This is a genomic window from Mesorhizobium sp. M4B.F.Ca.ET.058.02.1.1 (assembly GCF_003952505.1).
In the GTDB taxonomy this organism is placed as follows: domain Bacteria; phylum Pseudomonadota; class Alphaproteobacteria; order Rhizobiales; family Rhizobiaceae; genus Mesorhizobium.
This window is the reverse complement of the sequence record NZ_CP034450.1, coordinates 817,030-840,580: the sequence shown is the minus strand read 5'-3', so window position 1 is coordinate 840,580 and position 23,551 is coordinate 817,030. Positions and strand designations below refer to the sequence as shown.

Sequence of the window (23,551 nt, the reverse complement as noted above, 5' to 3'; positions counted from 1 at the left end):
TCAGTCCTCCTCGCAGAGCGACGACATGCAGGCGACGAGGTCGTCACCGTCTATGGTCACACCCAAGCGCTTGTAGACGCGGATAATGCAGGCAGCCTTGGCGCGAACCTCCTCGATGGTCTCGCACCGAAGTTCCATCACTGCCTGGAAGGCAGCGCGGGCCTCGGTGAAGGCTTCGTCGGTCTGGTCAGACGCGTCGTGATAGCCGCTGGCGTCGATAACGGCTTCCCGCTCTCGGAGCCACGCCAACCCCTCCTTGCCTTGCGCCTCGATGTCGCCCATCCACCGCTCATAGGCCGGCCGGTTCATGAGACCGCCTCCAAAAGACTTTTCGATCAGCTCCCGCCTTCTCTCGATTTCGGCTTCTAGTGCTTTGGAGGTGCGGAAGGTCATTGGGACGTGCGACCAGCGGGAAGCTACGCCACCGGGCGTCTTCCACTCAGGGAACAACGCATCCCCGAGAGCCTCGGCGATCGAGGCCTCGCGAGTCTCGCAGGTGCCAAGGCGATTTTCCGCCGCATGGCAGGCTGACAGAACGTCTTGAACGGTTGAGGCAGCCGGCGCCCCATTAGCGACAACGGCCGGCAGCGTCACAGCGGCAGCAGCTATGCCACCGGTCAGGAAGGCGAGCGCCTTGCGGCGGTTGATTGCGGGCAAACCTTCGGCGGCTGCCCGAACACAGGTGTTCGGCATTGCACTTCTCCCGTTTTGTGTTTCATACACGATAAGCTGTGTATCATTAACGTAAACGGGAAATGGCTGTTGTCAACTTGTTTCTGTGTGTGGTACACATTTTCGGCAAGAGAGGGATATCAATGCTGACTACCGGCAACCAACTAAAAGCCGCACGGGCGCTCGTGGGGATGGAGCAACAAGAAGCGGCGAACGCGGCAGGCGTACATGTGAACACGATACGGAGCATGGAGGCGGCCGGAGCGGCCCCCATCGCCGGTCGGGCTCAGAATGTTCAATCCGTCCAGCGGGCTCTCGAAGAGGCCGGCATCGAGTTCCTGAACCACGGCAGCCCAGGCGTAAGGTTGGCCAAAAAATCATGACGGACAAAACCCCTCGCCGTCGCGACTCCGCCAAGCAAGCATCCAATGCCGTCAAGCCTAGGCCGTCCATCATACCCTTCGAAACTCGATACCAGACCCAAAAGGAGCTGCTGCTAGCAGTTTTGGAGCGTCAGTTTCAGTATGGGAAATGGGTGCTGTCGTCTCTATTAACTGTCCACGCGGGATCTCTGCTGGCAATTTCCCAAGCGGGATCAGCCACAGCAAGGCTGTACCAGGCGTGTGGTCCGTTGCTGATTTACGGGGTGGCCACGACCCTAGCCGCAGGTGGCTTGGCCTATGTAAATTTTTCCTTCGCCGCCAACCTATACAATGACTACCTTCGTGACATTCGGCACGGCAAGGAGCCCGTAAAGAAGGGATGGAAGAGTGTAGTCGTAAACTTAACGCTCTACCTCACGCCGTTGGTCGCAATCGCTTCGCTCACATTGTTCTTTGCCGCCGCCGTGCGCGCGGTAAGCGTCATCTAGCATTGGGCAGTGAATAGCGGGCACAAAAAACAGGGATAGCGTGAGTAGAGCAGACAGCTTCCTAGACTAGGGTGGCCTTACGCTCTTCCTTTCCTCCGTCGCACCCGAGGAGGAATTCATGACCGACATTCGCCCCATATCCCCAATCGACATCTCGGGTCTCAAGCCCGGCGTCCCATTGACCGAGTTGCCTAAGTGCGAGCTCGTGGACCCTCAAACCCTGTTTGTGGACGGATCGTATCAGCGGTCGATCGGCGAAAAGGGGCAGCGTCAGATCAGAAGAATGATACAGCGCTTCTGCTGGACGAGGTTCAAGCCGCCGATATGTGCATACGGTCGCCACAAGAACAGGACCGTGTTGATGGTTCTGGATGGGCAGCACACAGCTATCGCCGCGGCGAGCAATCCGAACGTCGAACGCATCCCAGTGATGATCGTGGACGCGCCGGAGACCTCATCGCAGGCGGCGGCATTCGTTGGTCAAAACACTGACAGACTTGCCGTGACGCCTCTGCAACTGCATCAAGCGGCAGTCATTGCCCAAGATGAAGATGCCGTCACGGTCGAGCAAGTGTGCCAGCGCGCTGGCGTCACCGTTTTGAAGGGGCCAGCCGGAAACGGCCGCTATCGGGCTCGCGAGACAATCGCGGTTACCACGGTGAGCAATCTTGTTGCTCGGCAGACTGCAATGGGCGCCCGCCGAATCCTAGAAGTGTTGGCGAATGCAGATCTGGCACCGATCACCGGCCACCATATTCGAGCTGCAGAATACCTGATGACGAACAAGGACTATTGCCAAAAGTTCGAGCCTCAGGATCTCACCACAGCTATCAGCGACATGTTCCTAACGGCAGAGGACGACGCAAAGGTGATGAGCCATGCCCACCGCTGGCCGTTTTGGAAGGCGCTGGCTGTGGTCTGGTTCCGTAAGACGAAGAAGCGCCGGCTCCATCTGCGGATGGCGGCCTAAGGTGATGCACTATAGCCTGCCTCCTCCACCGGGAGGCAGGTCTAGATCACATGTACCGACTTGATCAACTGCCAAGCTCGACTTGCGCAGGCTCCGCAGTTGCGCAAATGTACCTTCGCGTTTGGGGGAGAGAGTAATGCGCAAAGAAATCGAGCGTCACCTTTGCCGCGGAGACAGTGGCCGCGAATACGAGGTGGTATTCTATCAGAATTATCGTCGTTTTCAGCCGTTAAGCGGCCCGGCGCAGGATGTGCCGACCATGAAGGAAGCGTTTCTATCCGACGGGAGGGCTGTGAACGTGATCGACGACAACACATTCCGGATCGTCATAAGCGACGAACTAATCCGGAAGATCCGTTAGTCGTTACAAGACAAATTGTGGCGGGCGAACCATGGCAGATGACATCTATGTGCAGGCTTATCGGCAAGGCGGAGTTGAAGCGGTTAGCGCGCTTTTGAAAAAGCAGTTTCCAGACGATGGGGCGCGCGTACGAGCCACCGAGGATCTTGAAGAAACCGGGCTTTGGGGAATTCTCTGGCATAAAAGCTCACGGACAGGGCGGCGCGACTTAGGTGTCGTGATGGAATTCTTTGGCGACGAATAGGGAAAAAATGCGAGCCTTGGTGGCCGCCGCAATTGCTATGTTGGTGATGCTGCCTTCTGAGGTCTTGGCCAGCAGTGGAAGCAACGCTGCGCTTATTTGCGCTGCGTCGGCTCAGGCCGGCGGCCCCTGCACGTTTTCCACGGCAAAGCGACGAGTTTATGTCGCCCTAAACATCCCAAAGAAAGAAGCTAAGACGACCTGCTTCGGCATTCTGGTTAGCCTGCTGAAGCAGCACATCTCGTTCCCTGAAGGACGCTGGGCATTGGAGATCCGATCGCCAACGGGCGCGATGCTATTCCGCTGTCCACTACCCGACTGATGTTTGTCCCGATCTACATCGCCGCAATCGCCGCCCTGATGCTCGCCAGCGCGGTCTGGCGCTACCGGCAGCGGGATATGATTGGCATGGCGGCAAGCTTGGTGATGGCCGGCCTTTGCCTCTACCTCCTGGCACGCTGATCGGGCGTCTTTGCGCGATTGGTGAACTGCAGGTTCCGATCGTCGCGGCCCGCTGCCCGGCAACCGGCGCAATAGATTACCTTCACCAGATCCCAATGCAGGCAGGGCTGATCAGGGCCGAGACGCTGCACCAACGCGGCAACGTCCAGCACGACGTGTCGCTTGCAAGTCAGGCAGTCGACAAACATGCCGGTGCCGGCCTCCAGCTTCTTGCCGAGCGTGTCTTCAACGAAGGGGAATTTCATAGTCATGGCGATCCTCGTGAACGGGTCGCCGCACCGGGGAGGATTATATTCCTCATCGCCGGCAGACTGCCAATAGCAATTTTGGAACACCCCACAGCCCGGCTCGCTAATCTAGGTGACACAGGATTTCGCGGGCCGGGCCGTGTCCCAAGAGACCAGTTGGGTTCCGGGGCATGGGCACTGTAAACTGTCAGATGGCCTAATCAAGGAAAGCCCGTCGCCGGAGAGAATGTGCGACGGGCTCTCCACCCAGAAGCGGACATGACCGCTGCCATCTAAAACCGGAATAGCGACCGACCGTTCCGTGTCCGTTCGTAAATATTAGCAACTGCTTGACTAAGCCGCCGGCCGCGCCAGACTCATTCCCATGGCGAAGGGCACCATCAAAGTCGGCGACGAGGTCGCGATCACCGCAACGGTGCGCAAGCGCGTTACAGAGGATCGGATCAGCGTATTGATCCCGAGCTATAACCAGCCTCACAGCATCGTGGACACGACACCGAACATAAGCAGCGGGCAGAAGATCGATCTGATAGGCGAAGTCCTGCGCGTCGACGAGGAAACGGTGACGGTTGGCGGCAAGGATCTAGGCATCACGGTCAAACGCAGTGCCGTGCGGATCGTCACCAGCCATGTAGCGCCGAAGCGGACGAAGCCTCTGGTCGATTAGGCTACCTAATTCGTCTGCGCGTTCCCTGAGTTTCAGGAACAGCGCTGGCCGTTCCTAGGGCGCGATCGAGCTTGTGCCCTTTGGCGCGAAGAAGCACGTCCAAGTGTATCTCTGGTAGGTTTCGAATTGCGTATGAGGAATGACCGTCCGATGGAACGTCATCAGACGCTCGCACATGTGGTAACTATCATCTGGTGAGGACTGGACACGCTCTCTTGGGATAAACCACTCCGCTTCCTGATATCCATTCAAGTAGGCGGAGCTCGGCGGCCTGACGTAGTAGCCGTCTTTGGTCACCCTGACGTCGCCGGAGTCTATTGGGTGACAATCTTTGTTGCCGCAGCAAACGTGATGCAGAACGGGATCAAACTTGCCGGTATACCAGTCGTGGGCCTCGGCATCGCCGGCCAGGAGCAGCCACACCAATCCAAAATGCCTTTGCGAATATCTCACGAAATAGCCCTCGCGCTCGCAATAGCATTTTAGCGGAAGCTAATCTAGCAGCCTCAACCGAGATAGAACCGTTAGAGAACTCTACTCTAATGTTCCGGTCTGGACTCAAGCACTGAAAGAAAGCATTCTCCGCTCGGGGAGAAGGGGCGTGGGCAAAGTCCACAGTCATCAAGGCGCGAACCAAGCTGACCGTTGGCGTAAGGGCCTCCGGCACCGACGACGGCGTTTGTGGCCCCTGCGATATCTCTTCCCGTTGGTGATGGTTCCGCTGGCTGTCTTTTTCACTGCAAGCCCGAGCAGCCTCGAAAAGGTTGCCCGGCTCCTTCCCGCCGGGCTGCTCAACAGCACCACGGGCGACTGCGACATCAAGGGCAATATCTCGATCAACACCGGTGAGCGGATCTACCATGTTCCCGGCCAGGAGCATTATTGGGAGACGAAGATCAGCCCGCAGTACGGCGAGCGGTGGTTCTGCAGCGAGGCCGAGGCACGAGCGGCTGGCTGGCGGAAGGCGCGCCGATAGGCGGCGAGACTGATCGAGGGAGCAGAAAAGCCCGCGCCACGGAAGGACCAATGACGCGGGCTGATGGTTAGTGGCAGTGATATTGACCGGTCTTGTGATTGGTGTGGCACCCGTTGGAATCGGTGCCACCACTATGTGCATGGGCCGTGACCGCAAAGGCCAGAATAGCCAAGCAAGCAAGTATTGATCTCATTTCGTACCCCCGCTTAGAAACAACGCGCTGAGGTAATCAGGAATCGAAACAAGTTGCAACGTGCCGTTGCGGTAGTAGCTTGCTATCACCCCTCCCTTTTCCTGATGCCGGTTTCGCATTATGTTCCGCACCTATGTCGCGCACCACCGTCCTTCAGCTCATTGCAGCGGTGATCGCCATCGCCGTCCTAGCCGTGATCCACCAAGGTTCCGGCTGGTTTCTAAGCCATATGTCAAATGACTTCATCGTCGGCATGCTCTTCGGCATGTTCTTGGTCTTGCTCGTCTGGATCTATGAAGATTGGAAGGAGCGCCGCTCACGGGCGGCTGGCGACATTCCCTCCGCCGAGCAGCAGCGCGCGCGCCACACGATCGACTTGTGACTGCTGAAGCCTAGATCCCTGGCCAACCCTCATCAACGCATCCAGCACGGCGCTCTGTTGCGGGCCGCCTGTTAGGCCGCGCGCCATATCGGCAATTGCCTTGTCGTTCCCGCCATTGCGCAGAGCGTCGATGACGCTTTCTACAGCTCGTGTACCTGCCGCACGAGCCGCGCCGCGTGTACCGCCGGCAATGAAGCCCTCGCGCACGCCGAACCCCGAACTGCCACTGCCGTCGATGGCGTCCCTGGCTGCAATGCGTGCCGCCGTCTCGGAATTGCGCGTGACGATGTTCGACGTGTCGGCAAAGAGCTTTTCGCGGTCGAGCAGATCGATAATCGCCTTTGCCCGGTCGGAGCCGAACAAGGTCGATAGGCGAGCGCGGTTCCAGTCACCTTCACCCTTGATCAGACGCTGAAGAGCGACGCGATCATTTGCGTTGGTTCCTACAATGCGCTCAATCTCGGCGCGGGCTCCCTCACGCAACCGCAGCGGCACGGCCGACGGGCCGACCTGCACGCCCTGCGGCAGCGCGCCTCGCCTGACTTCCTCGGCGAGCTCGTTGGGCCGCGGGGCCTCCCGACCGCTGGAAAGCACCGTCTGGCCGCGCTGAACGGCATCTTTCTGGCGAGCCAGCTCGGCGTACTTGGCATCCACTTCCTTTATACCGGGCACCGTGGCGCGAAGCTCGTCATCGATCGCTTGACGGGCGGTCTGAAGGGCGTTCAGGGCATTGCTACCCTGTGTGGTTTCCAGCAGGTCATCGACGGCGTGTCGAGCGTTCAGCAGCGTCCCGGCGTCGCTGATCAGCCCCGGCTCCGGCAGTGGTTGGCCACTTGCGCGAGCGCGAGCTATTTCGTCGGGCGTCGGCGCATAGTTCAGCATGTTCCGAACGCGCTGAACGCCCTTCTGCGCCTCGCCGCGAAGCGTCTGGGCCTCCGCGTCGAGATAGCGAGCTATCGGCGCGGAATCGACTGGTGAAGCCTCCCGCAAGGCTTCCCGATATTCGGGCTGAAGATACTGCTGGTTGCGGGTCGCGCGGTCGATGATGCGCGACGGCGTAGGAGCCTCGCCAAGCGTCTCGTTGAGGCTGGACCGGATGCGCCAGTTGGCGTCGGCATCGCGCGCACCAATCGCGCCGCGCACGATGGCCTTGCCTTCTCCAGGCGTTGCCGCGATGGCGCCGGCCGTGTGACGCAGGTTTGGGCCGAGATCCATCAACATGGCGTCATCGCCAAGCTGCGATAGCGCGCCGGGCTCTACGGCATCCTGCCGAACAGCGCTCGCCAGTAACTTGGTGGCGCTCTTGTCTAAACCAAGCGCCTTGGCAATGGCGCTAAGCTGAACCTTGTCGGCAACTGCCTTGACGCCACGACCGATCAACGGCGCTACGATCGGCGCGGCCAAGCCCGTCAGAGCTCCCATGCCGCCACCCACCAAGGTCGATCGAGTGTCGCCACCCGAGCGAACAGCAGCATCCGCACCGTTGACGGCTGCGCCAGACCCAGTGCTGGCCAGCAACCGCAACGGGGTCGACGCAACGCCGATGCCGAACATCTCAGGCGCCGCGGCCATCGCCGGGAGCGTGCCGGCCACGGCGCCCGTCACATTGCCGGCGGTGCGCGCGATCGGGTGCGCGGCACGGCTTTCTTGCTGGATGTCGGTCATCTCCTGGTTGACCTTGGAAGCAGGCTCCCCGGTCAGCAGCGAGCCGATGCCCGCCGCCGTGGCCGTCAGGGCCTTGTCCACATATGGACCGGCAATTGGAATGCCTTCGCCGATCGCATTGAGGAACGTTCCCGATGCGCCCATGGCTCGAGGAGAAGCAATGCCGGGCGCGTCGTGACCGCTCCCCGGTTCCGGGCCGCCAGCATCCATGATCTTCTGAGCAGCGGCCATGCCGGCTTTCGCGCGGGCGTCGGCGGCGGCTACATCAGCGTTTGGTGACGGCAGAGATTTGGCAATCTCTTCGACCGCCGCGTTCTGCTGCTCCGGCGTCATCGACAGAAACGCGTCGTCGACCTGTACCTTGCGGCCTTGGATGTTGAGCGTAGGCATCAGGGTTCAATGCTCCACTTCAAGCCGTTGCTGGTCGTGCCGCTACCGGTGCCTGCGTTGCCGGCCGGCGCGGTGGAACCGCCTCCGCTCTTGATCGCGTCGACCATCTGCCGGATGCGCGCCAGCTTGTCGTCGAGGGATGCTTTCGCCTCGCCTGGCTTGGGCGTCAGGATGGCAGCCTGGTTCTCGACCTCGGCCGGCGCTGCCGTGGCACCGGACACGCTGTAGAGGTAGGACGCGATGATGGTGCGTAGCGAGTTCGATGCGCGCTGATACTCAGGCGATTTCAGGTACTCGGCGCCAAAGTCGGAGCCGCGCGGAATTGCCGACAGGGCCTGATCCGACGGATTGGACAGGGCCGAGAAGTTCTTTTCGACGATCTGAAGCTCGGGTGCGACGACCGAATACAGCTTGTTGTCGCGCTGCTGCTGCTCGTTCAGCGGCTTCTGCTTTGCGCCGGTGAGCGGCAGGATACCGGCGTTCTCGCTCGGTGGCGGATTGGCCGCGCGCGGGCTCGTCGGCGCCTGGCTCCCTGGCGCGGCCGGAGCTTCCGGTGCCGGTGCGGGAGCCGGTGCCGCCTTGGGCGTCACAGGCATGGCCGGGCCACCTGCGGAAGCTTGGCCGAACACGCCCTGCGGCGTCAGGAATAGCAATTCGCCATTCGGGCCGCTGATCGTCTTGCCGGCGGCGAGCTGCTGCGCCTGCTCGACCGTGAGGCCGCCACCGTCCATCAGGCCGTTGAGCGCCTGAGCCTCGACGGAGTTGCCCGTGAACCGGAATTGTCCGGCGTTCGCCCCGCCGATGCTGACAGCCCGCGTCTCGCCGGTGCGCTTGTTGTACAGCGTGCGCTCGTCGAGCTTTTCCCAATCGGTCTGCTGGCCGCTGTAAACGGGCTCGTGCGTCTTGGGATCGACCAGGACGCCACCCACCTCGATCGGCTTGTTCTGCTCGGCGGCGAACTTCTCCCGATCGAAGTCGAGGCGCGCCTTTTCGCCCGGTTCGATCTGCGGGTTGCGCAGCTTCTCCACTTCCAGCCGGTTCTTTTCCAGTTCGAGCTGATTGGCCGGGTTGGCCTCGTCGAGCTTCCGCTTCAGCATCAGGTTGACGACGCCGCGCTGTTGCTCGGATAGGCGAGGATCCTGCGAGGCCTGCAGAAGCTGTTGGACGCTCGGGCCGCCGGAGGCTGGATTGGCCTGCACGACCGTCTGCGTCGCCGCTGCGGGCTTCGTAGCCACCGGAGGCGGCTCTGCCGCTCGCGGCGACTGCACGGTCTGCGCGACCGTCGCCGGGCTCTCCTGCGGCAATGGTCGCTTGTTCAGCGCCGCCGACACGCCCGCGCCCGGTTCAAGGCTCGCCACCTGTACCGGGGCGGCGTCGGCGAACCGCGATGCGAAGGAATTGGCCATGGAAATACGGCGCGCGGCCTCGCCGCCGGGGCGGTTGTAGCCGGCGAATTTCCAGGCGTTGTTCATCAGGCGCTGCGCCTCTTCCGGCGACTTGGCCGCGTTCAGCGCGTCGACCAGACCGGGGTCTTCCTGCAGGAAATATTGCGCCTGAAGCTGCGGCGACGGAGCGTTTGCATCGCCGCCGTTGCTGCCGGCAAAGGTCCGCATCGCCGCAAAGCGCGGGCCGCGCCACGACAGGATGCCGCCAGCGGTGCCGGCCTGGCCGCTTTCGCTCGGGTCCGCCCAGGAGCCGAAAGCGTTCTTCGGACTGAAGCGGCTTTCGGCGTTGGCGGTCGCGGCGACGGCAGCGAGACCGTAAGGATTGGTGACCTTGCTTTTCACCGTGTCCATGAAGCCGTTGTAGACGTCATTGCCGGAAAGGTCCGGAGCGCTACCCATCGAGCCGCCGCCAAGAGCCGAGGCAACCACATTGTTTCCGCCGCCGCTCGGCGCCGTAGTCGACGTTGCGGCCGGGGCACCACCACCGAAAAGCGCTGAGAAGACGCTATCGCCGCCCGCCCGCATGTCGCCTTGGGCCTTGATGATGCGGTTCAGATCACGCCTGCCCCTGATCGCCTGTCCGACCACGGCAAGGCCTTCGCCGACATTGTGCGCGATCGGCTGCTGGTTGAGCAGGGCCTCGGCAACGGCGCGAGCCTTCGCCAGTTCCTCGGGCGTCTGGTACTGCTGGCCGGGGCCGAAGATGAAACCCATGATCCCCTCCTAGATGAACGACGCGCCGAGAGAGAACAGGCCGCCCAGAAGGTTCTGGGTGTTCGCCTGGCTTTGCTGCCAGTTCTGGAGCTTCTGGTTGTAGTTGGTGTTGATCAGGCCGGCGACGTCGGTTGTCGGGATCGTCGGCATGTTCGCGTTGACGAAATTCGGCTGGCTCACCTGCGACCCGGACAGCAGCGCGGTCAGGTTGTTGATGGGTGCCGAGTTCTGCGCCAACGCCTCCTGCACCGCCTGCCCGCGACCGGTGAGCAGGAGCTGGTCATAGGCGTCGTTCTCGCCCTGGTTCTGGATGTTTTGCGCTTGCGCGTAGTTGTCGGAGCCTGGACGAATGCCGCGGTTGATCAGGTCGGCCTCATTCGCCGCCCGACGGGCGTCCAGCGCCGGCTGAAGCCGCTTCATGCCGAGGTCCATCAAGCGGGCCTCTGTCGCATCGTTCGACAGGTCGACCGGCTTCGACAACCAGTCTTTCAGGAACGACGACTGACCAGCGGCCAGCTCGCCGAGGTTGAGCTTGGCCTGGTCGGTTTGATCCTTGATCGCCTGCCCGGTCTGCGAAAGCGTCTGCGTCGCCGTGTAGGTCGGGATGTCGTAGGACTTTCCCGTATAGGGGTCGTTCCACTTGTAGGTGCCGGACTGGCTATAGGTGAGATTGCCGTCGGGCGTGACCTGGTTGACGTTGCCAAGGTTCGCGTTGGCGACCGCCGTGCCGACGTTCGTCGAGGTCGACGCGGCAGAGGTCTCTTTGGGATCCGGCGGGGCGGGAGGATCGGGCGCGCACATCTTGTCAGGCCTCCTGGAGGAAATACGTCATTGCGATTGCCGACCGCTTGAAGCCCACGCGCTCGCACATCTTGGCAACACGCAGATCGGTGGCGATGGTCACGTGCGCCCTGACGCAGCCGCGCGCTTTGAGTTCGGCCAGGATCTGTTTGGTGAAACGGCGTCCGATGCCGTTCCGGTGATCCGGCCTCATATAGATCGTGTCCTCCATGGCGATGGGTTCGCTGTTGTGCATGTCCTGCGTGAGCCAGATGAAGGCATAGCCGACGGCCTCGCCCTCGATCCTGACCACGAAGCAAAGCAGGTGACTGGCGGTGCCGTAGACGTTGAGGCGCGGCTTGAAGTCGCCGATCGTCATGCCCTCGGCCGCCATGCGCGCCTGCATCTCGCCGTAGTGCCGGCGGCAAAGCGGTTCGAGCTCCGGCCATGCCTCGTTGAAGTTCTCAATGGCGATGTCGTAGCTCATACGACCACCCCGCCATTTTCAAAGGTCACGTCGAGCTGCACGAACTCGACATCAGGGCGGCGGTTGAGAAAGCCGGTCACCTGCACCTGCGGCTGCAGCACGTATCCGGTCTTGCCGATCGAGATCCATTGCCCACCGCTGACAGTCGCCACCGGCGCGGCCTGGTCCCAAAGGGCGACATCCCACAGGCCGGAATCCCACAGGTCAGCCGTGCCACCATCGGCCGCGTCCGGCGCCGTCGGCAGGGTCACCGTGTAGTTGACCGAGAACGAAATCTTCGGATTGAACGGGGTCGAGGCGAGGAACGTCGGGCGCGCCTGGTGGACGGTCTTCAGCCGGCCAAGCGTCTTCAAGTGATCGGGATTGCCGACATAGGTGTAATAGATCGGCCCGCTGTCATCGTTGCCGTTGATCTCGCCTTCGAAGACCTTGCCGTCATTGGTCCCGAAGAACAGGCGGCTGTCATGCAGTTCAATGCAGCGGGTCGCCCATCCGACGAACTTGCACCAGGCGCCGGTTTCAAGATTGACGACGAACGACCAGGCCTCCTGCCCCTCGGCCGTGATCGGCAGCGAGACGATGGCATAGTTCATGTCCGGCCACTTGATTACCTCCCAAGGTAACGAGAGGCGCCGGGCCGCTTCATGTTTCCAGTCCGGCTCGATGTTGCGTGAGACCGCGGCAAGGGACAGCGCGGCGGCGTCCTTGTTGATCGCGGCCGAGATAGGAACCATGCCCTCCTTCGTCGCCACGATCAGATCGCCACCAGCGCGCATCGTAGCGCGCTTGCCCATGGGCGTGGTGAGGTCATAGCGGCCGACAAGGTTCCACTCGGCGGCGGTCGCGCCGGCAGGGTTGCTGCCTTCGAAAATCGCCGCCTCGCCCTCGGTCGTGACGAACACGCACTTGTCGTCGATGCCGTCGCCGGCATCCAGCGACCACGTTCCGCCGAACAGCAACGAACCGCCGCGTTGGAAAACGCCGGACAGGTTCAGCGTGCCGAGCGCGCCAGTGACGGAATCGACCGGCAGATAGCTGGCCTTCATCGTGCCGCCCTGAATGAAGAACAGGCGGTTTCGGTAGAGCCAGACATGAGACAGCGCGCTTGTCGCAACACCGGTGATGGCGGCCGACACCTGAACGACGCCGCCTGGGATATTGGCCGTGGCCGAGCCGCCGCCAGCGCCGGTGATCGTCTCGTTGTCGACGAAGGTCCCGGTGATCGACTGGATCATCAGCGAACCAGTCGAGCCGTTGTCGACGTTCTTGACCACGGTCGCCGTCGCGCCGCTGGTGCCACCCGTCACGACCTGGCCGTTGATGAAGTTGACGGTCTGGGCATCGAAGTTCAGGCGATAGGTCGCAAGGCCGTTGACCGCCGTCCAGTCGAACGTCGTCGAGTAGAGCTGCAGGAAGTCGGTTCCGTTGACCGCCACGACGAACGAGCCGCCCGAGGTCGTGAAATTGACGTAGGAGTAATAGCCCGACGTCTGGCCGGTGACCGACGCGGCCGGCGGCGTGACAGCATCGGCGGACGCCGTGACATCGCGAACCGTGGTCTCGTCGCAGGCCCAAATCTTCTTGGTGCCGCCGGCGTTGTAGGTGATGAAGCTTTCGACCGGGTCGCTGCCGATCGTGGCGCGCTTGACCGAGCCGCCGCGCATCACGATGCCGGTCGAGGTCGGAAGCCAGTTTTCAAGCGTCTGGGCCGAGAACGGCTTGGACTTCACCAGGCTCTGGTTGGTGACCCAGCCTGCGACGGGCGCACCGAAGGTGAAGGGCTGCGCCATGGCGCGCGCAGGGGCCGGAACGGCTTTCCGGCGACCGGGGAAGCGTTCGTACCTCACGCTGCACCTGTGACCGTGCCTGGCCACGCCACGCGCCGGCCGCGCCAACTGAGAGGCGGCTGACCGGACACGACCGGCTTGGAACCTCCGTCGCTGTCGATCCGGCGCAGGAGCAGGTCCTGGTAGTCGTCCAGATCCTGCTCGTAGGCCTGCCCCTTGTTCTGCTTCCAGCGGGCGATGATCGCCTTTTTCAGCAGTACCTCGGAAAGCCGGAAGCTGTCGGCATCCTCGGTGAACATCGTCTTTTTCGACGTGTCGCTTGCCATGACCAGATCGTTCGACACGTAGAAGAATTTGACGGTTTCGGTGTTCGCCATCACCGGCCACTGGTGGAACTGATCGCCGAAAATGATCCAGTAGCCGTTCACCGTGGCGATTGGCGTCACCTGAAGCTCAAGCCACTGATCCGGGCTGGTGAGGTGTTCGGTTGCCCATTGCCAGCGCGACGACCAGAGCGACGATGTCTTCTGCATCCGCCGGAAGTCGGTAGGCATGTCGAACGCGTCTGACACGCCGTCGCCGGCGAGCGTCTTCAGGACAAGCAGCTTCTGCCAGTCATGGGCATCCGCGATTTCGGACGCCATGACGTTGGCCAGTGCCTGCATCTCGACCATCTCTCGACCGGTCGCGCCATAGAGCAGCGTCGGCACTTCCATGCCGAGCACTGTCGCGGCGCCCTTGACCACGTCGAGGATGGACATCAGGCAGCTTCCTTGCCCTTGGCCTTCGGCTTGGTCAGATCCTCGATCATGGCTTCCATCGCCTCCTGACGCTCCATCAGTGCGGCGATCTGGGCATCCTTCGCGGCCTCGCGCTCGGCGGCCTTGGCCGCGTCACTGTTCTCGAGGAAGAGCGCCGCCTGCTTGCGCAGATCACGCATGTTCGGAAGACGCACGCGGTCAAGCTGCCCGTCGGTGAGGTCGCGGACTTCCTCGACCGTGCGAATGCCGGCGGTGCGCAGCACTTCGGCCTGTTCGGGCGTGACGCCAGACCAGGCGGCGAGTGCGGTCCCGTTGAGCGGGATTTCCTGGCCGCTTTTGAATGCGGCATAGGCCGGCTCGATCTGGTTCCAGCGGGCCGTCATGAAACGCAGCTTCTCGCCGTCCTGGTCCTCGCCCATCAGCGACGGGTCGGGGATGAGATGCCGGATGCGTTCGGTGGTGCGCGTGTTCAGCGGCGAATGTGAGGGCGAATACGTCACCCAGTCCTCGGGCTGAAGCTCAAGAATGCGCCGGCCGCTGGCGTCGAGCCTGTAGCCCTTGTGGTCGCACTTCTCCTTCACCGGGTCGCCCTTGACCGGCAGCTTCTCGTAGCTCTGCTTGAACCCGATCACCCGGATAAGGGGCTGCGCTTCGCTCATTTGTTCGGCTCCTGAAACGTTGTGGGCGCCAGCGGCGTCCTACTGGTTGATCACTTCGACGATGCCGGGAAACTCTCCGAGCAGCGCTGACCACTCGGCTTCAGACAGCTTTTCGGCGTTGGCGAGGTTGATCGCGTTGCGGTGCTCGCCGCCGTTCCAAAGCTTGCGGAATTTCGGAAAGATGCCGGCCTGGGTATCGACTGCGACCGGCTCGGCAGCTTCGTTCTTGTCAGACTTGTCGGCCATCTCTGGCACTCCTTCGTGAGAGGAAAGGCAGGCGGGCCGTTGCAGCCCGCCCGAGGCGCGGTCAGTACGGGAACGCGCACATGATGATCTTCGCCGAGGCGTCGATCGCGTAGGCGCAAACCGTGTCGGTCACGGCGGCGGCCACCTTCAGGGTGCCGTCGGTGGTGGCCGAGAGGATCAGCGCGTTGCCATCGCCGCCCGAGACGAGCGCGGTGGTGACGGTGGCCGGGCCTTTGACCTGGATCCATCCGTACTCGCCGTTGCCAGGCGCGCCCGCCAGAACGCCAGCACCGTTCGCGGCGGTGTCGGACACGTCGGAAGTGACTTCGTTGTATTGGCCGGCAGAGACGCCACCGGCAGCGTAGAAGCCTACGACGTTGTTGGCGACGGCGGCGATTGCGCCGGCACCCTGGTTGTACTTCACGAAGCGATAGACCTTGCCGTCATACGATTCGTAAGTGTCGCCGATCTTCGGAGCCTTGCCGGATTCCGTGCCGGTGAGCTGCGCGGCGGTGAACGTCTTGGTGACGTCGATACCAACAAAAGAGGTCATCGTTCTTGCTCCTTATGCCGCGTCGAAGATCACGCCCTGAAGCGAGCGGTTCGAGCAGACGAGATTGCCCATCCAGTAGAACGGGATGACAACCGCATCCTGGTTGACGGGCTTCTTCTCGTCGTCCTGCGTCCACTGCGCCTCCTTGTGCTGGTCGACGTAGAGGTAGTCGGAGTTGAGGAAGTAGCCCTTCTCGGCCGTGGTCGTGAAATTCGTGTTGTCGTCGAAAATCACGTCGGCGGTCTTGTACTTCAGGCCGATGAAGCCGGACTGAGCCATGTCGGCGTCCATGTACCGCTGAAGCTGCTGCTCGCCGGTCTCGTACAGCGAGTAGAAGTCATGGCTGAACGTGATCAGGTCCGGCTTGTCGGCGCCGCGGTTCAGGGTGAGCCACATCGCGTTCATGTCGGCCTTGAAGGTGGCGGCATTGGCTGCGTTCGGCGTCGCGGCAAGGTTCGTGCCGGTGGCTTCGCGGAACTTGTTGCGCCAGAACGTCCACGTCGCGGCGTCGATACCGCCGACGATGCCCTGGCCGTTGGTCTGCAGGATGTTGGCCAGGCCGCCGATCTGGTTCGACAGCGAACCGTCGGAATAGAGGTCGACGGAGAAGTTGTTGGCAGCCGTCTTGAGCGCGTTGTTCTTCTTGGTCTTCACCAGGTTGATCATCGCGAACTTGCCTGAGTTCTGCCGAAGCTCCTTGCCGCTCGACACGACATGCAACGCGACCTGCGCCCAATCGTACTTGGCGGAGGTGACGACGTCCGAGCCGTTGGTGTTCAGCGTGTCGAGGCCGGCGTAACGCTGATACGTGCTGTTTTCCGCGTATTCGAGCTGCACCTGGATTTCGGTGCCGCCCCACGTCGCCGCCGATCGAACAGTTGGCGATATGATGCTCGCGTCCGTAGATCGTCAGCGTCGTTGTCGCGCAGCGGTGCAGAGAGACAAGGACGCGGCCAGTCGTGTTCGCAGAAAAATCCATGCCGGCGCTGTAGCCGCCGACAATCTGCGTCATGTTGCCGTTTTTGAGGTTGTAGATGGAATTGACGAGCTTCGTATTGGTGAAGAAACGATAGCCTGTCGTCGTCAGTTCGGTTGCCGGGAAAGAGACGCCATCGCCGCCGTTGGTGTGGTTGCTCAGGTATCCGCCGTAACAGGTGAACGATACGCCAACGCCACCTGTCGGGAAGTCGATCGGCGCCGACGCCATGTCCACGATGTAGGGATCATGGATGTATTGATTGTTCCCCGTCGCAATCGAAATGCCGGGACCGGTGAAGTTAGCCCCATCGCCGGTCAACTGCGGGCGGATGATCCGGGAGCCTTCACCAACGGTGATCATCGCCCCGTTGAAAGCCTTGGTCCACCAGGCAAACGTAGGATTCGCCGTGAACCCGGCGCCCCATTCGAGCGTCACACCGGCCGGGACATTGATCGTTGTCGTGATCGTGTGCAGGCGAAGATTTGTCGCCTTCTTGCCGCCGAATCCTGAAGCGCAATAGTCGAGCATCGACTGAATGGCGGCAGTCTGGACGGCATTGCTGGCGCTGGACACGCCTCCGAACATCAGTTCATTGGGATAGGCCTCGTCAACGTCCCACCAGCCGCCATTGGCCGCGTCTACCGAGCCATTCGGCAGGAAGCGATCAGTGGAGCGAATGCCGCCCCAAGTGGGTTGTGAAGTGACGCGCTTGCGCCTGTGGCCGCCGCTATCCCCGAGGGATGAGAAATCCGCTACCTGAACGGCGGTTATGGTGTTCGGCACTGTTGCCGCCGCAAGCGTGACGGTCGTTGCATAGATCGGGATAGGTGTCCCGCCATTATCAACCGCCAGCGTCCCGGTAACGCCAGTCGAGAGAGGCAGGCCTGTGGCGTTGGTCAGAACGCCAGCGGATGGCGTTCCAAGGTTCCCACCTTGAAAATACGCCGCGCCCGTTCCGGTCTCGTCCGTCAGAAGCGCCCTGAGATTGGCGCTCGATGGAGTGGCCGCGAACGTGTCGAAGCCTGAAGCGCGCGTCACGCCAGCCCATGAGGCCAGGTCGGCGTCATAAGCCTGCACCGTAATGCCAATTGCAGCGCTGACCCTCGCGTCGGCCGCCGTCGAGAAATCCGAGATGGTCGCGGCGAGCTGCGTGCCGGTGTGATTGGCCCGAGCCAGGAGGAATGCGTCTGTCTGGTTCGCGGTAGCGCCATCCGCCACGTTGAGCAGAGTACGCACCTGTGCCGGCGTCAGTTCTTCCGTCACGCCGTCTCCGGCCGTTACGCGGCCAAGCAACTTCCCGGTCGATTGCATCAGGTCGTGCTCGTCGTTCCAGTTCGACGGCTGGACAATCGTCGGGTCGCCTGCATCCGGGATGGCCGAATGAAACTTGTGCTTCAGGGAAATCGTCATTGCACCGGCTGCTGTGTCGGGGTTTGCATCGGGACCGCCGTCACGGCGCGGCCTTGGGCGTCCCGAACGATCTGCTTCGGCTGCGAAAGCACTTGAATGAGCGCAGCGAGCGCCTGTCCGAACATGTCGCGCTGCGCGGCCATCTCTTTCAGCACCGCCTGGCCATCGATCTGCTCGGGATCCGGCGGCGGAACGATGCCGTTGCCGAGCAGGACCTGGTTCTGGTCGATGCGTGCAGCCTGTCGCTTCGACTGAAGGTCAAGGCGCTTCTCGGCCATCGTCATGTCGTGCTGTTCGCGCTTGAACTGCATGTCTTGCGCAGCGGCGTCCGACTTGATCTTCGCATCAGCGACTTTTTGCGCCTGGTCCGCCTCTCGCGCCTTCGCGTCCGCCTGAGCTTTTTGTTGTTCGGCACTGGGCTGCGGAGGCTGGCCGGCTTGCGCCTTGGCATCGGTCACCATCTTTTCCAGAACGTCCTCGACCGACTTGCCGAGGTTGAAGAGACGCGAGTTCGCGGCGAAGATTTCGACCGCCACTTCCTTCGACAGTTCGCCCTGCTGGATCAGCGGACCGACAGCGGTCCAGTAGGCGCCGGCAGCCTGCATGAACTCGGCCGCCTCGGCCTTCTGCCTGGTGAGGTCTGCCTTGACCGTTGAATCGCTCTCGACGTCGATCCGGTACATCATGGCCAGGCGCTGCGTCAGAAGCTGCTGGATCGACTGCAGCTTGGCCAGCTTCGCCTGCCGCTGCTGTTCGGCCTGCTGAGCCGCCTGCATGGCCTGCTGAAGCTGCTGTTGCTGCTCGGGCGGCACCTGCGCGCCGGGCGGTGGTGCCGGTGGCGGCTGCACTGGCGTCAGATCCTGCTGCGTCGGGATGATCTGCACGCCAGTCATCTGCTGCAGCGTCTCATGCGAGAATTTCGCCGGGATGATTTCCGCCATCATCACGAAGATGTCGCGCGCGCAGCGTTCCATCATGCGCTGCATCTTCTGGATGCGCAGCGAGCCCCATTGCGTCTTGATGTTCTGCGCCGTGGCGGTCTCGCTCGCCTGGGAAGCGCCGCGCACGATGTCGGAAATGCCGGTGATTTCGTAAATGGCCTGCTTGGTCTGTTCGCGGGCGCTGTAGAGCTCCCGCAGCACCAGAATGAACTTCTCGACCGGCCAGAACGCGACCGCGCCGGACAGGCCGCCGTTGGCAGCCCAGATATCGGCATTGCCGATCGGCACGAATTCCGTGTCGTCGGCCGCCAGCATGTTGGCGATGTCGCCGGCGTCGCCGGAATACCAGCCCTTGACCTTCATGTGGCGGGTGATGACGCCGATGCGCTTGGTGGTCAGGTCCAGTTCGTCGGCGAGCCGGCTATAAATCGAAAACGGATTGACCGGCATCAGCCGGCCGGTCAGCTCGATCGGCTGCACCGGCGCCGGGATCGGGAAGAAATCGCTCAGGCCAAGCGGGTCGTCGACCTTCTTCAGCACAACGCCGTTGTCGTCGATGAAGATGACCTTGCGGCTGCTCTTGTCCCAGATTTCCCAGCCGCATAGGTCGCTGTCGCCTTCGCCGCGCGCCTTCTTCTCCTGGTCGTCGGTCTGGATGCTGATCAGGCCGGCGTCGAACACCGAACCCTCGTCTTCGCGCTGCACGACGAAGCGGAATGCGTCCCAGGGCCGATCCTTCCAGCGCTTCGCCGGGCCGTGGCGGTAATCACGCCAGCTTACGGCCTCGAATTCGATGCATTCGTTCGCGAGCCGTTCGGACTGGCCGCCCGCAGCAGGTGCCTCAGATGGCGCTGAATAGTCGTCCCCGCCTTCAGAATCGTCGCGAGCCGTTGCAGCGCCAGCACCTGTTCCATCGTCAGCGGCTGCGCTCGCTCGCTCAAGTTCCGCATTGGTCGTTTCGTCCTTTACGATGTCGCTCTTGAAGCGAAGCCGGATGATGCCGCGACCAGCCAGGAAACCGTCTTGCGCCTCCCCTTCCAGTTCGACCTGGAGCTTGGAATCGTCGACCTGCTTGCGAATGGCGCGCTCGATCAGCTCGGCGACGTCCTTTGCGGCCGGATCTTCGTCAGCGAAGCGGCGGCGGATGTCTGGCGCGGGCGGACTGTTGATGATTGCCGGGACGATGGTCTCGACGTTGGCGAAGAGGATGTTGAAGTCGTAGGTGTTGCCGAGCGTGGCGGACGTGCTCAGGTCGTCGGACCTGGTCTCGCCAGTGTAGGCCTTCACCGCCTTTTCGGCTTCGTCCATCCACTGCTTTTCGAGCTTGCCGGCCGCCTCGACGCGCGCAAGCCATTTCGACCCCTCTTTACGAAGGGTCTCGCCCTGCTTCTGCTGGTCTGGAGTGCGCTTGTCCGCCTTTGCCATGGCGGACAGGATGGCGGCGGCGAATGCGAAATTCTAAGCCGCTTGCAATGCTGAGTGCGCTGTCGAACCAAGAAGCCGCCCGCCGAAACGACAGGCGGCCTGAGAGCTTACTTCTTGGCCTTGTGATCGTCAGTTGGCTTTTTCTTCAATTCCGTTTCGATTGCCTTTTGATAGACCCGAGAAGCCAGTCCGACGCTCTGTTTCGTCACTTCTTCAATCGCACGCTTTTGCTCAACAGACGAAGATGTAAACCGACCACCCACGTCAATCTGCCGTCGCTGGGGCATGTTCATCGATCGCTCCTCCGTTGGTGCCCTCGCCGTACTCCGCGAAATAGCTATTTACAAAGCGCAGATTTCGATCCGCTTTGAAATAGTGCTTTCGCTTTATCCATACAAAACCGTCGCCTTTCGAGATCACAGCCACGTCAATTGCGCCTCCCACGGTCTCAAGTTCCCGTGATACTCGACGCTGCAAGGACGTTAGGCTCACGAGCGACTCTGCCAGATTCGCCAACTCATCCTTCGGCAAACTCATCGCCATATCAACAATAGGTGACACAAATCGTTCCCGCCGGATGCGCTGGTGGGATTCCCAGAATTTGTCGACTGCAGCTTGCGTCGCGGTTGTGAAGGCTTCGCTCTTGCTTTCGACGTCCTCCTTGGAGTGGCCAAGGGCCAGTGCAGTGTCCACAGCGTTCGAATACAATAGTCCTTTGATGCTTTCGTGAAGCTGGATTGCATATTCCGGATCGATCCCCTGCATGAAGCGATCGACCATATCGGTTTGAGCAAACGGCATCACGCCCCCACGGTTCTCCCTGGTCGCGTCGAACTTGTCCGTTTCAAGAGCCTTGATACGGCCGCACAAAATGCCATCAAGCCGAAACGCCTGCAGTGACGGAAGAAGCTCTTTTTCCCCAAATCCTGCTATGACCAAACCGGATGAACCTGGCGAGGGATAGGCCTTCCGTATATAGTGAGCTCAGCGAATGTCCTAAGGTCCTCGATGATATCACCGAACTGGCTGAGAAACCCGCGCTTCAGCGCCGCCTCAAGCTTGGGCGCCAGCCGCTTCTGGAATGCGGTCCATTCGTCGTCGGTTAAAAAGTCATCCAACTTCTTGAGTTCGGAAATGGCAGCCTTGATCTCCGCAATGTAGTTCGCCTTGAACTGGTCGGGTCCCTGGGATGCTCGGGCGCATGTCTCCCAGTAGTGCTGCAACCAAGCCTCTACGATGGAGAGAGCAGCAAAATCCTCATCGTCTTCCTTAAAAGGGAAGAAGCCGAGCAGGAATTCGAAAAGGTTCTCTGCCCACAAAAAAACCGTGTCAAACTTCTTCCGAGGATCGCGACGCCGGTATTCTTTTAGGATGGTCTCCCACGGGAAACGCATGAACTCCGCATTTCCATATATCATTGCACCGACGGGTTCTGTCTTGGATATGGAAAACAGCTTGTCGACGGTGTCGTAGGTTTTCTGCTTTCCACCCCGCGATAGCGTGACTTTGCTATCGGCAGCCAGAGCAACAGCACTCTTATTGATCACAGCAATTTCCGCTGTCATGTTCTTTCCCCTCCCCAATACGGGAGAAGAAAAGCAGAGTCCGGCTACAATTGCAAAGAATGAGTCAGTCATCCGTCGCCTGGCTTGAGTTTTCGGATAACGAACTCAAAAAGGATGTCCGAGATCCACATTGCGCTGACCCCGATCAAGAAGGCTGCTGCAAGCGTCGTCGTATCGTCCGTGGGGTCAGGCATCGGGAGGCCCGTCGCCTCGAACCATGAGACGGTCGGCAGCGTCAGGTAAGCTGCCGCCAGCGCCCCACAGATCGGCGAAGCGATCATCTCACGGATCTTGTACCGGTGGCGCGACAGAGCCCGCAGGATGCCTCCAGCGAGGCCGGCAGCCACTACAGGGCCTTTGATGCCGAGGAAGTCGAGGAATTCGTGCATCATGGCCTCCAGCCGCAGAGTTTGGCGCCTTTGAGATTGTGCGCGAGTGCCGACCGCGCTTCGGTCGACGTCATGTCTTCGACGGGATTGCGGTTCGGCTTCTCGAGGTCGCAGAAGCTGCCGCGCACGTGCTGGCAGGCGGCAAGGGCGACGAACGCAGCCAGGGCTAGAATTTTGGGCGCGACCATTTGGCCTGCTCTTTCAGAACCTCGGCGTCAGACATGCCAGCAACGGCCTGGTCGATCTTGTCTGCCTCGTCACGGGCTGCCACCCGCTCCACAGCCTGCTTGTTGCGTTCTGCCTTGGCGCCGGAGAGACGGCCCTTAACCCATGCGCCAACCGCCATGACGATGCCCGCGCCGATCGCGATGACGACTGGATTGTGCAGAAACGATTCGAGGAGCGCGGTGAAGACCTCGACCATCTCACATGTCCTTTGCACGCAGCCGGCGGGCAAACTCCGTCACGATGCCGGAGCCGACGATGTAGAGCGGCAACCAGCGCTCCGGGATGTACTGGTTGAACAGCGTCGGATCGGTCGTGGCGATCACCACCAGCACCGCACCAGCAAGCATTTGGAGCCGAGCCCAAACGATGGTTTCGGAATCTTTGAACCAGGCGCGTATCGTGGCCCACATAGTCAGTTCCTTCCGAAGATGGCTTTGAGGAATGCGAACAGCGCAGCCCAGAGCGGATTGCGCTCCTTGGCGGCAGCGGCAGGCGTAGGAGCTTGCGGCACGCTCGGCTGCGCCGCGCCGGAGACCGTGGAAGTCGGCACGGGCTGAACGAAAACAGGCTCGGCCATCATCATAGCCTGGATGCGCACTGACACCACGCGGCTTGACCAGCCCCTGCCGAAGGTCGGCCAGGTCGGCAGACGCCTGAGGAACGCCAACCGGGCATCGCAGAGCGTGTCGATGACGACGCCGGCAGGCTTGGCCCGCACCGCGGCGAGCGTGGCCGGTCCTATCCGGCCATCCTGCACCACGCCGACGCCGCACGCCGCCTGGAGGTATTTCGCCGCCCTGCCCGGCCCGCTGTTCACCGCAAAGTCAAAGACGGCATAGTCAATGCCATCCGGCAGCTCGGCGCCCGCCACGGCGTCCCAGTAGAAACGCCGGTAAACCGTGGCGATCTGTTCATCCGTGATCTTGCGAAGGTCGGCCTTGGTGGCGTTGGCCTTCACGTAGCGGCGGAAATTGGCCAGCGTGACGCCCTTCATTGTGGCGCCGCCAGGATCGGCCGAATTGTTCGACCAGCCGCCTTCGGACTTGAGTACGAGCGCGAGCGCCCGCTGGAAATTGCGGTCCAT

At 61.6% G+C, this 23,551-nt stretch carries 31 protein-coding genes; 9 read left to right on the top strand and 22 right to left on the bottom strand.

Annotation, left to right across the window (positions count from 1 at the left end; genetic code table 11):
• Positions 1–693 carry a hypothetical protein gene (locus EJ073_RS04225; protein WP_126054590.1) on the bottom strand — a complete coding sequence of 231 codons (693 nt, stop codon included), beginning with the start codon at positions 691–693 and terminating at the stop codon, positions 1–3.
• Positions 694–755: 62 nt separating this feature from the next.
• Between EJ073_RS04225 and EJ073_RS04220 the strand changes: the two genes are divergently transcribed.
• The 5 genes from EJ073_RS04220 (at position 756) to EJ073_RS04200 (ending at position 3,118) form a co-directional block, all read left to right on the top strand.
• Positions 756–1,055 (top strand): helix-turn-helix transcriptional regulator, encoded by a 300-nt coding sequence (locus tag EJ073_RS04220; RefSeq protein WP_348627232.1) that lies wholly within the window; start codon positions 756–758, stop codon positions 1,053–1,055.
• Positions 1,052–1,543: a hypothetical protein gene (locus tag EJ073_RS04215; RefSeq protein ID WP_126054589.1), complete on the top strand. Its 492-nt coding sequence runs from the start codon at positions 1,052–1,054 to the stop codon at positions 1,541–1,543. Before EJ073_RS04220 ends, EJ073_RS04215 begins: the two co-directional genes overlap by 4 nt.
• A gap of 118 nt (positions 1,544–1,661) precedes the next feature.
• Positions 1,662–2,513 carry a hypothetical protein gene (locus tag EJ073_RS04210; RefSeq protein ID WP_126054588.1) on the top strand — a complete coding sequence of 284 codons (852 nt, stop codon included), beginning with the start codon at positions 1,662–1,664 and terminating at the stop codon, positions 2,511–2,513.
• Between the two features lie 136 nt (positions 2,514–2,649).
• Positions 2,650–2,874, top strand: a complete 225-nt coding sequence (locus EJ073_RS04205; RefSeq protein ID WP_126054587.1) for a hypothetical protein — start codon at positions 2,650–2,652, stop codon at positions 2,872–2,874.
• Positions 2,875–2,905: 31 nt separating this feature from the next.
• Positions 2,906–3,118 carry a hypothetical protein gene (locus EJ073_RS04200; RefSeq protein WP_126054586.1) on the top strand — a complete coding sequence of 71 codons (213 nt, stop codon included), beginning with the start codon at positions 2,906–2,908 and terminating at the stop codon, positions 3,116–3,118.
• A 440-nt stretch (positions 3,119–3,558) separates the two neighbouring features.
• Here the strand turns inward: EJ073_RS04200 and EJ073_RS04195 are convergent, their stop codons facing one another.
• Complete coding sequence (locus tag EJ073_RS04195) at positions 3,559–3,828, bottom strand: hypothetical protein (protein WP_126054585.1); 270 nt, start codon at positions 3,826–3,828, stop codon at positions 3,559–3,561.
• Positions 3,829–4,189: 361 nt separating this feature from the next.
• Here EJ073_RS04195 and EJ073_RS04190 point away from each other — a divergent pair, with 361 nt between their 5' ends.
• Positions 4,190–4,492: a hypothetical protein gene (locus EJ073_RS04190; protein ID WP_126054584.1), complete on the top strand. Its 303-nt coding sequence runs from the start codon at positions 4,190–4,192 to the stop codon at positions 4,490–4,492.
• 601 nt (positions 4,493–5,093) lie between these two features.
• On the top strand, positions 5,094–5,468 hold the full coding sequence (locus EJ073_RS04180; protein ID WP_126054583.1) for a hypothetical protein: 375 nt from the start codon (positions 5,094–5,096) through the stop codon (positions 5,466–5,468).
• Between the two features lie 67 nt (positions 5,469–5,535).
• Here the strand turns inward: EJ073_RS04180 and EJ073_RS32855 are convergent, their stop codons facing one another.
• On the bottom strand, positions 5,536–5,661 hold the full coding sequence (locus EJ073_RS32855; RefSeq protein WP_126054582.1) for a YHYH domain-containing protein: 126 nt from the start codon (positions 5,659–5,661) through the stop codon (positions 5,536–5,538).
• Between the two features lie 133 nt (positions 5,662–5,794).
• Here EJ073_RS32855 and EJ073_RS04170 point away from each other — a divergent pair, with 133 nt between their 5' ends.
• Positions 5,795–6,043, top strand: a complete 249-nt coding sequence (locus EJ073_RS04170) for a hypothetical protein (protein WP_126054581.1) — start codon at positions 5,795–5,797, stop codon at positions 6,041–6,043.
• On the opposite strand, the gene EJ073_RS04165 is transcribed toward EJ073_RS04170, so the two are convergent.
• The 10 genes from EJ073_RS04165 to EJ073_RS04120 all read right to left on the bottom strand — a co-directional run bounded on the left by EJ073_RS04165 (position 5,978) and on the right by EJ073_RS04120 (position 16,367).
• Positions 5,978–8,098: a hypothetical protein gene (locus EJ073_RS04165; protein ID WP_126054580.1), complete on the bottom strand. Its 2,121-nt coding sequence runs from the start codon at positions 8,096–8,098 to the stop codon at positions 5,978–5,980. The two genes, EJ073_RS04170 and EJ073_RS04165, sit on opposite strands and share 66 nt — an antisense overlap.
• Positions 8,098–10,257 (bottom strand): phage tail tip lysozyme, encoded by a 2,160-nt coding sequence (locus EJ073_RS04160; RefSeq protein ID WP_126054579.1) that lies wholly within the window; start codon positions 10,255–10,257, stop codon positions 8,098–8,100. Before EJ073_RS04160 ends, EJ073_RS04165 begins: the two co-directional genes overlap by 1 nt.
• Before the next feature lie 9 nt (positions 10,258–10,266).
• Positions 10,267–11,058, bottom strand: coding sequence for a hypothetical protein (locus tag EJ073_RS04155; protein ID WP_189347660.1), 792 nt, complete (start codon positions 11,056–11,058; stop codon positions 10,267–10,269).
• Positions 11,059–11,062: 4 nt separating this feature from the next.
• The gene (locus EJ073_RS04150; protein ID WP_126054578.1) at positions 11,063–11,524 is read right to left on the bottom strand and encodes a GNAT family N-acetyltransferase; all 462 of its coding nucleotides are present in this window, start codon (positions 11,522–11,524) and stop codon (positions 11,063–11,065) included.
• Entirely contained in the window at positions 11,521–13,314 is a 1,794-nt protein-coding gene (locus tag EJ073_RS04145) for a hypothetical protein (RefSeq protein WP_189347663.1), read from the bottom strand. Before EJ073_RS04145 ends, EJ073_RS04150 begins: the two co-directional genes overlap by 4 nt.
• 53 nt (positions 13,315–13,367) lie before the next feature.
• Positions 13,368–14,072 carry a hypothetical protein gene (locus EJ073_RS04140; RefSeq protein ID WP_126054576.1) on the bottom strand — a complete coding sequence of 235 codons (705 nt, stop codon included), beginning with the start codon at positions 14,070–14,072 and terminating at the stop codon, positions 13,368–13,370.
• Positions 14,072–14,731: a hypothetical protein gene (locus tag EJ073_RS04135; RefSeq protein WP_126054575.1), complete on the bottom strand. Its 660-nt coding sequence runs from the start codon at positions 14,729–14,731 to the stop codon at positions 14,072–14,074. Before EJ073_RS04135 ends, EJ073_RS04140 begins: the two co-directional genes overlap by 1 nt.
• A gap of 39 nt (positions 14,732–14,770) precedes the next feature.
• The gene (locus tag EJ073_RS04130) at positions 14,771–14,977 is read right to left on the bottom strand and encodes a hypothetical protein (protein ID WP_126054574.1); all 207 of its coding nucleotides are present in this window, start codon (positions 14,975–14,977) and stop codon (positions 14,771–14,773) included.
• A gap of 61 nt (positions 14,978–15,038) precedes the next feature.
• Positions 15,039–15,530 carry a hypothetical protein gene (locus EJ073_RS04125; RefSeq protein ID WP_126054573.1) on the bottom strand — a complete coding sequence of 164 codons (492 nt, stop codon included), beginning with the start codon at positions 15,528–15,530 and terminating at the stop codon, positions 15,039–15,041.
• A gap of 12 nt (positions 15,531–15,542) precedes the next feature.
• On the bottom strand, positions 15,543–16,367 hold the full coding sequence (locus tag EJ073_RS04120) for a phage major capsid protein (protein ID WP_245455465.1): 825 nt from the start codon (positions 16,365–16,367) through the stop codon (positions 15,543–15,545).
• A 49-nt stretch (positions 16,368–16,416) separates the two neighbouring features.
• Between EJ073_RS04120 and EJ073_RS31960 the strand changes: the two genes are divergently transcribed.
• Complete coding sequence (locus EJ073_RS31960) at positions 16,417–17,019, top strand: hypothetical protein (RefSeq protein ID WP_245455464.1); 603 nt, start codon at positions 16,417–16,419, stop codon at positions 17,017–17,019.
• An 896-nt stretch (positions 17,020–17,915) separates the two neighbouring features.
• On the opposite strand, the gene EJ073_RS04115 is transcribed toward EJ073_RS31960, so the two are convergent.
• The 9 genes from EJ073_RS04115 to EJ073_RS04080 all read right to left on the bottom strand — a co-directional run bounded on the left by EJ073_RS04115 (position 17,916) and on the right by EJ073_RS04080 (position 23,551).
• Positions 17,916–20,285, bottom strand: coding sequence for a hypothetical protein (locus EJ073_RS04115; protein ID WP_126054572.1), 2,370 nt, complete (start codon positions 20,283–20,285; stop codon positions 17,916–17,918).
• Positions 20,286–20,392: 107 nt separating this feature from the next.
• On the bottom strand, positions 20,393–20,578 hold the full coding sequence (locus EJ073_RS04110) for a hypothetical protein (RefSeq protein WP_126054571.1): 186 nt from the start codon (positions 20,576–20,578) through the stop codon (positions 20,393–20,395).
• Positions 20,550–21,224 carry a hypothetical protein gene (locus tag EJ073_RS04105; protein ID WP_126054570.1) on the bottom strand — a complete coding sequence of 225 codons (675 nt, stop codon included), beginning with the start codon at positions 21,222–21,224 and terminating at the stop codon, positions 20,550–20,552. Before EJ073_RS04105 ends, EJ073_RS04110 begins: the two co-directional genes overlap by 29 nt.
• Positions 21,215–21,850 (bottom strand): hypothetical protein, encoded by a 636-nt coding sequence (locus EJ073_RS04100; RefSeq protein ID WP_126054569.1) that lies wholly within the window; start codon positions 21,848–21,850, stop codon positions 21,215–21,217. The genes EJ073_RS04105 and EJ073_RS04100 overlap by 10 nt, the downstream gene beginning before the upstream one ends.
• A 68-nt stretch (positions 21,851–21,918) precedes the next feature.
• Positions 21,919–22,239, bottom strand: a complete 321-nt coding sequence (locus EJ073_RS04095; RefSeq protein WP_126059070.1) for a hypothetical protein — start codon at positions 22,237–22,239, stop codon at positions 21,919–21,921.
• Positions 22,239–22,427: a hypothetical protein gene (locus EJ073_RS04090; RefSeq protein WP_126054568.1), complete on the bottom strand. Its 189-nt coding sequence runs from the start codon at positions 22,425–22,427 to the stop codon at positions 22,239–22,241. The genes EJ073_RS04095 and EJ073_RS04090 overlap by 1 nt, the downstream gene beginning before the upstream one ends.
• Positions 22,406–22,663 carry an ABC transporter permease gene (locus EJ073_RS04085; protein WP_126054567.1) on the bottom strand — a complete coding sequence of 86 codons (258 nt, stop codon included), beginning with the start codon at positions 22,661–22,663 and terminating at the stop codon, positions 22,406–22,408. The genes EJ073_RS04090 and EJ073_RS04085 overlap by 22 nt, the downstream gene beginning before the upstream one ends.
• A gap of 1 nt (position 22,664) precedes the next feature.
• A complete protein-coding gene (locus EJ073_RS31395) occupies positions 22,665–22,814 on the bottom strand; it encodes a hypothetical protein (RefSeq protein WP_190233827.1) in 150 nt (49 codons plus the stop codon).
• Positions 22,815–22,879: 65 nt separating this feature from the next.
• A complete protein-coding gene (locus EJ073_RS04080) occupies positions 22,880–23,551 on the bottom strand; it encodes a glycosyl hydrolase 108 family protein (protein ID WP_126054566.1) in 672 nt (223 codons plus the stop codon).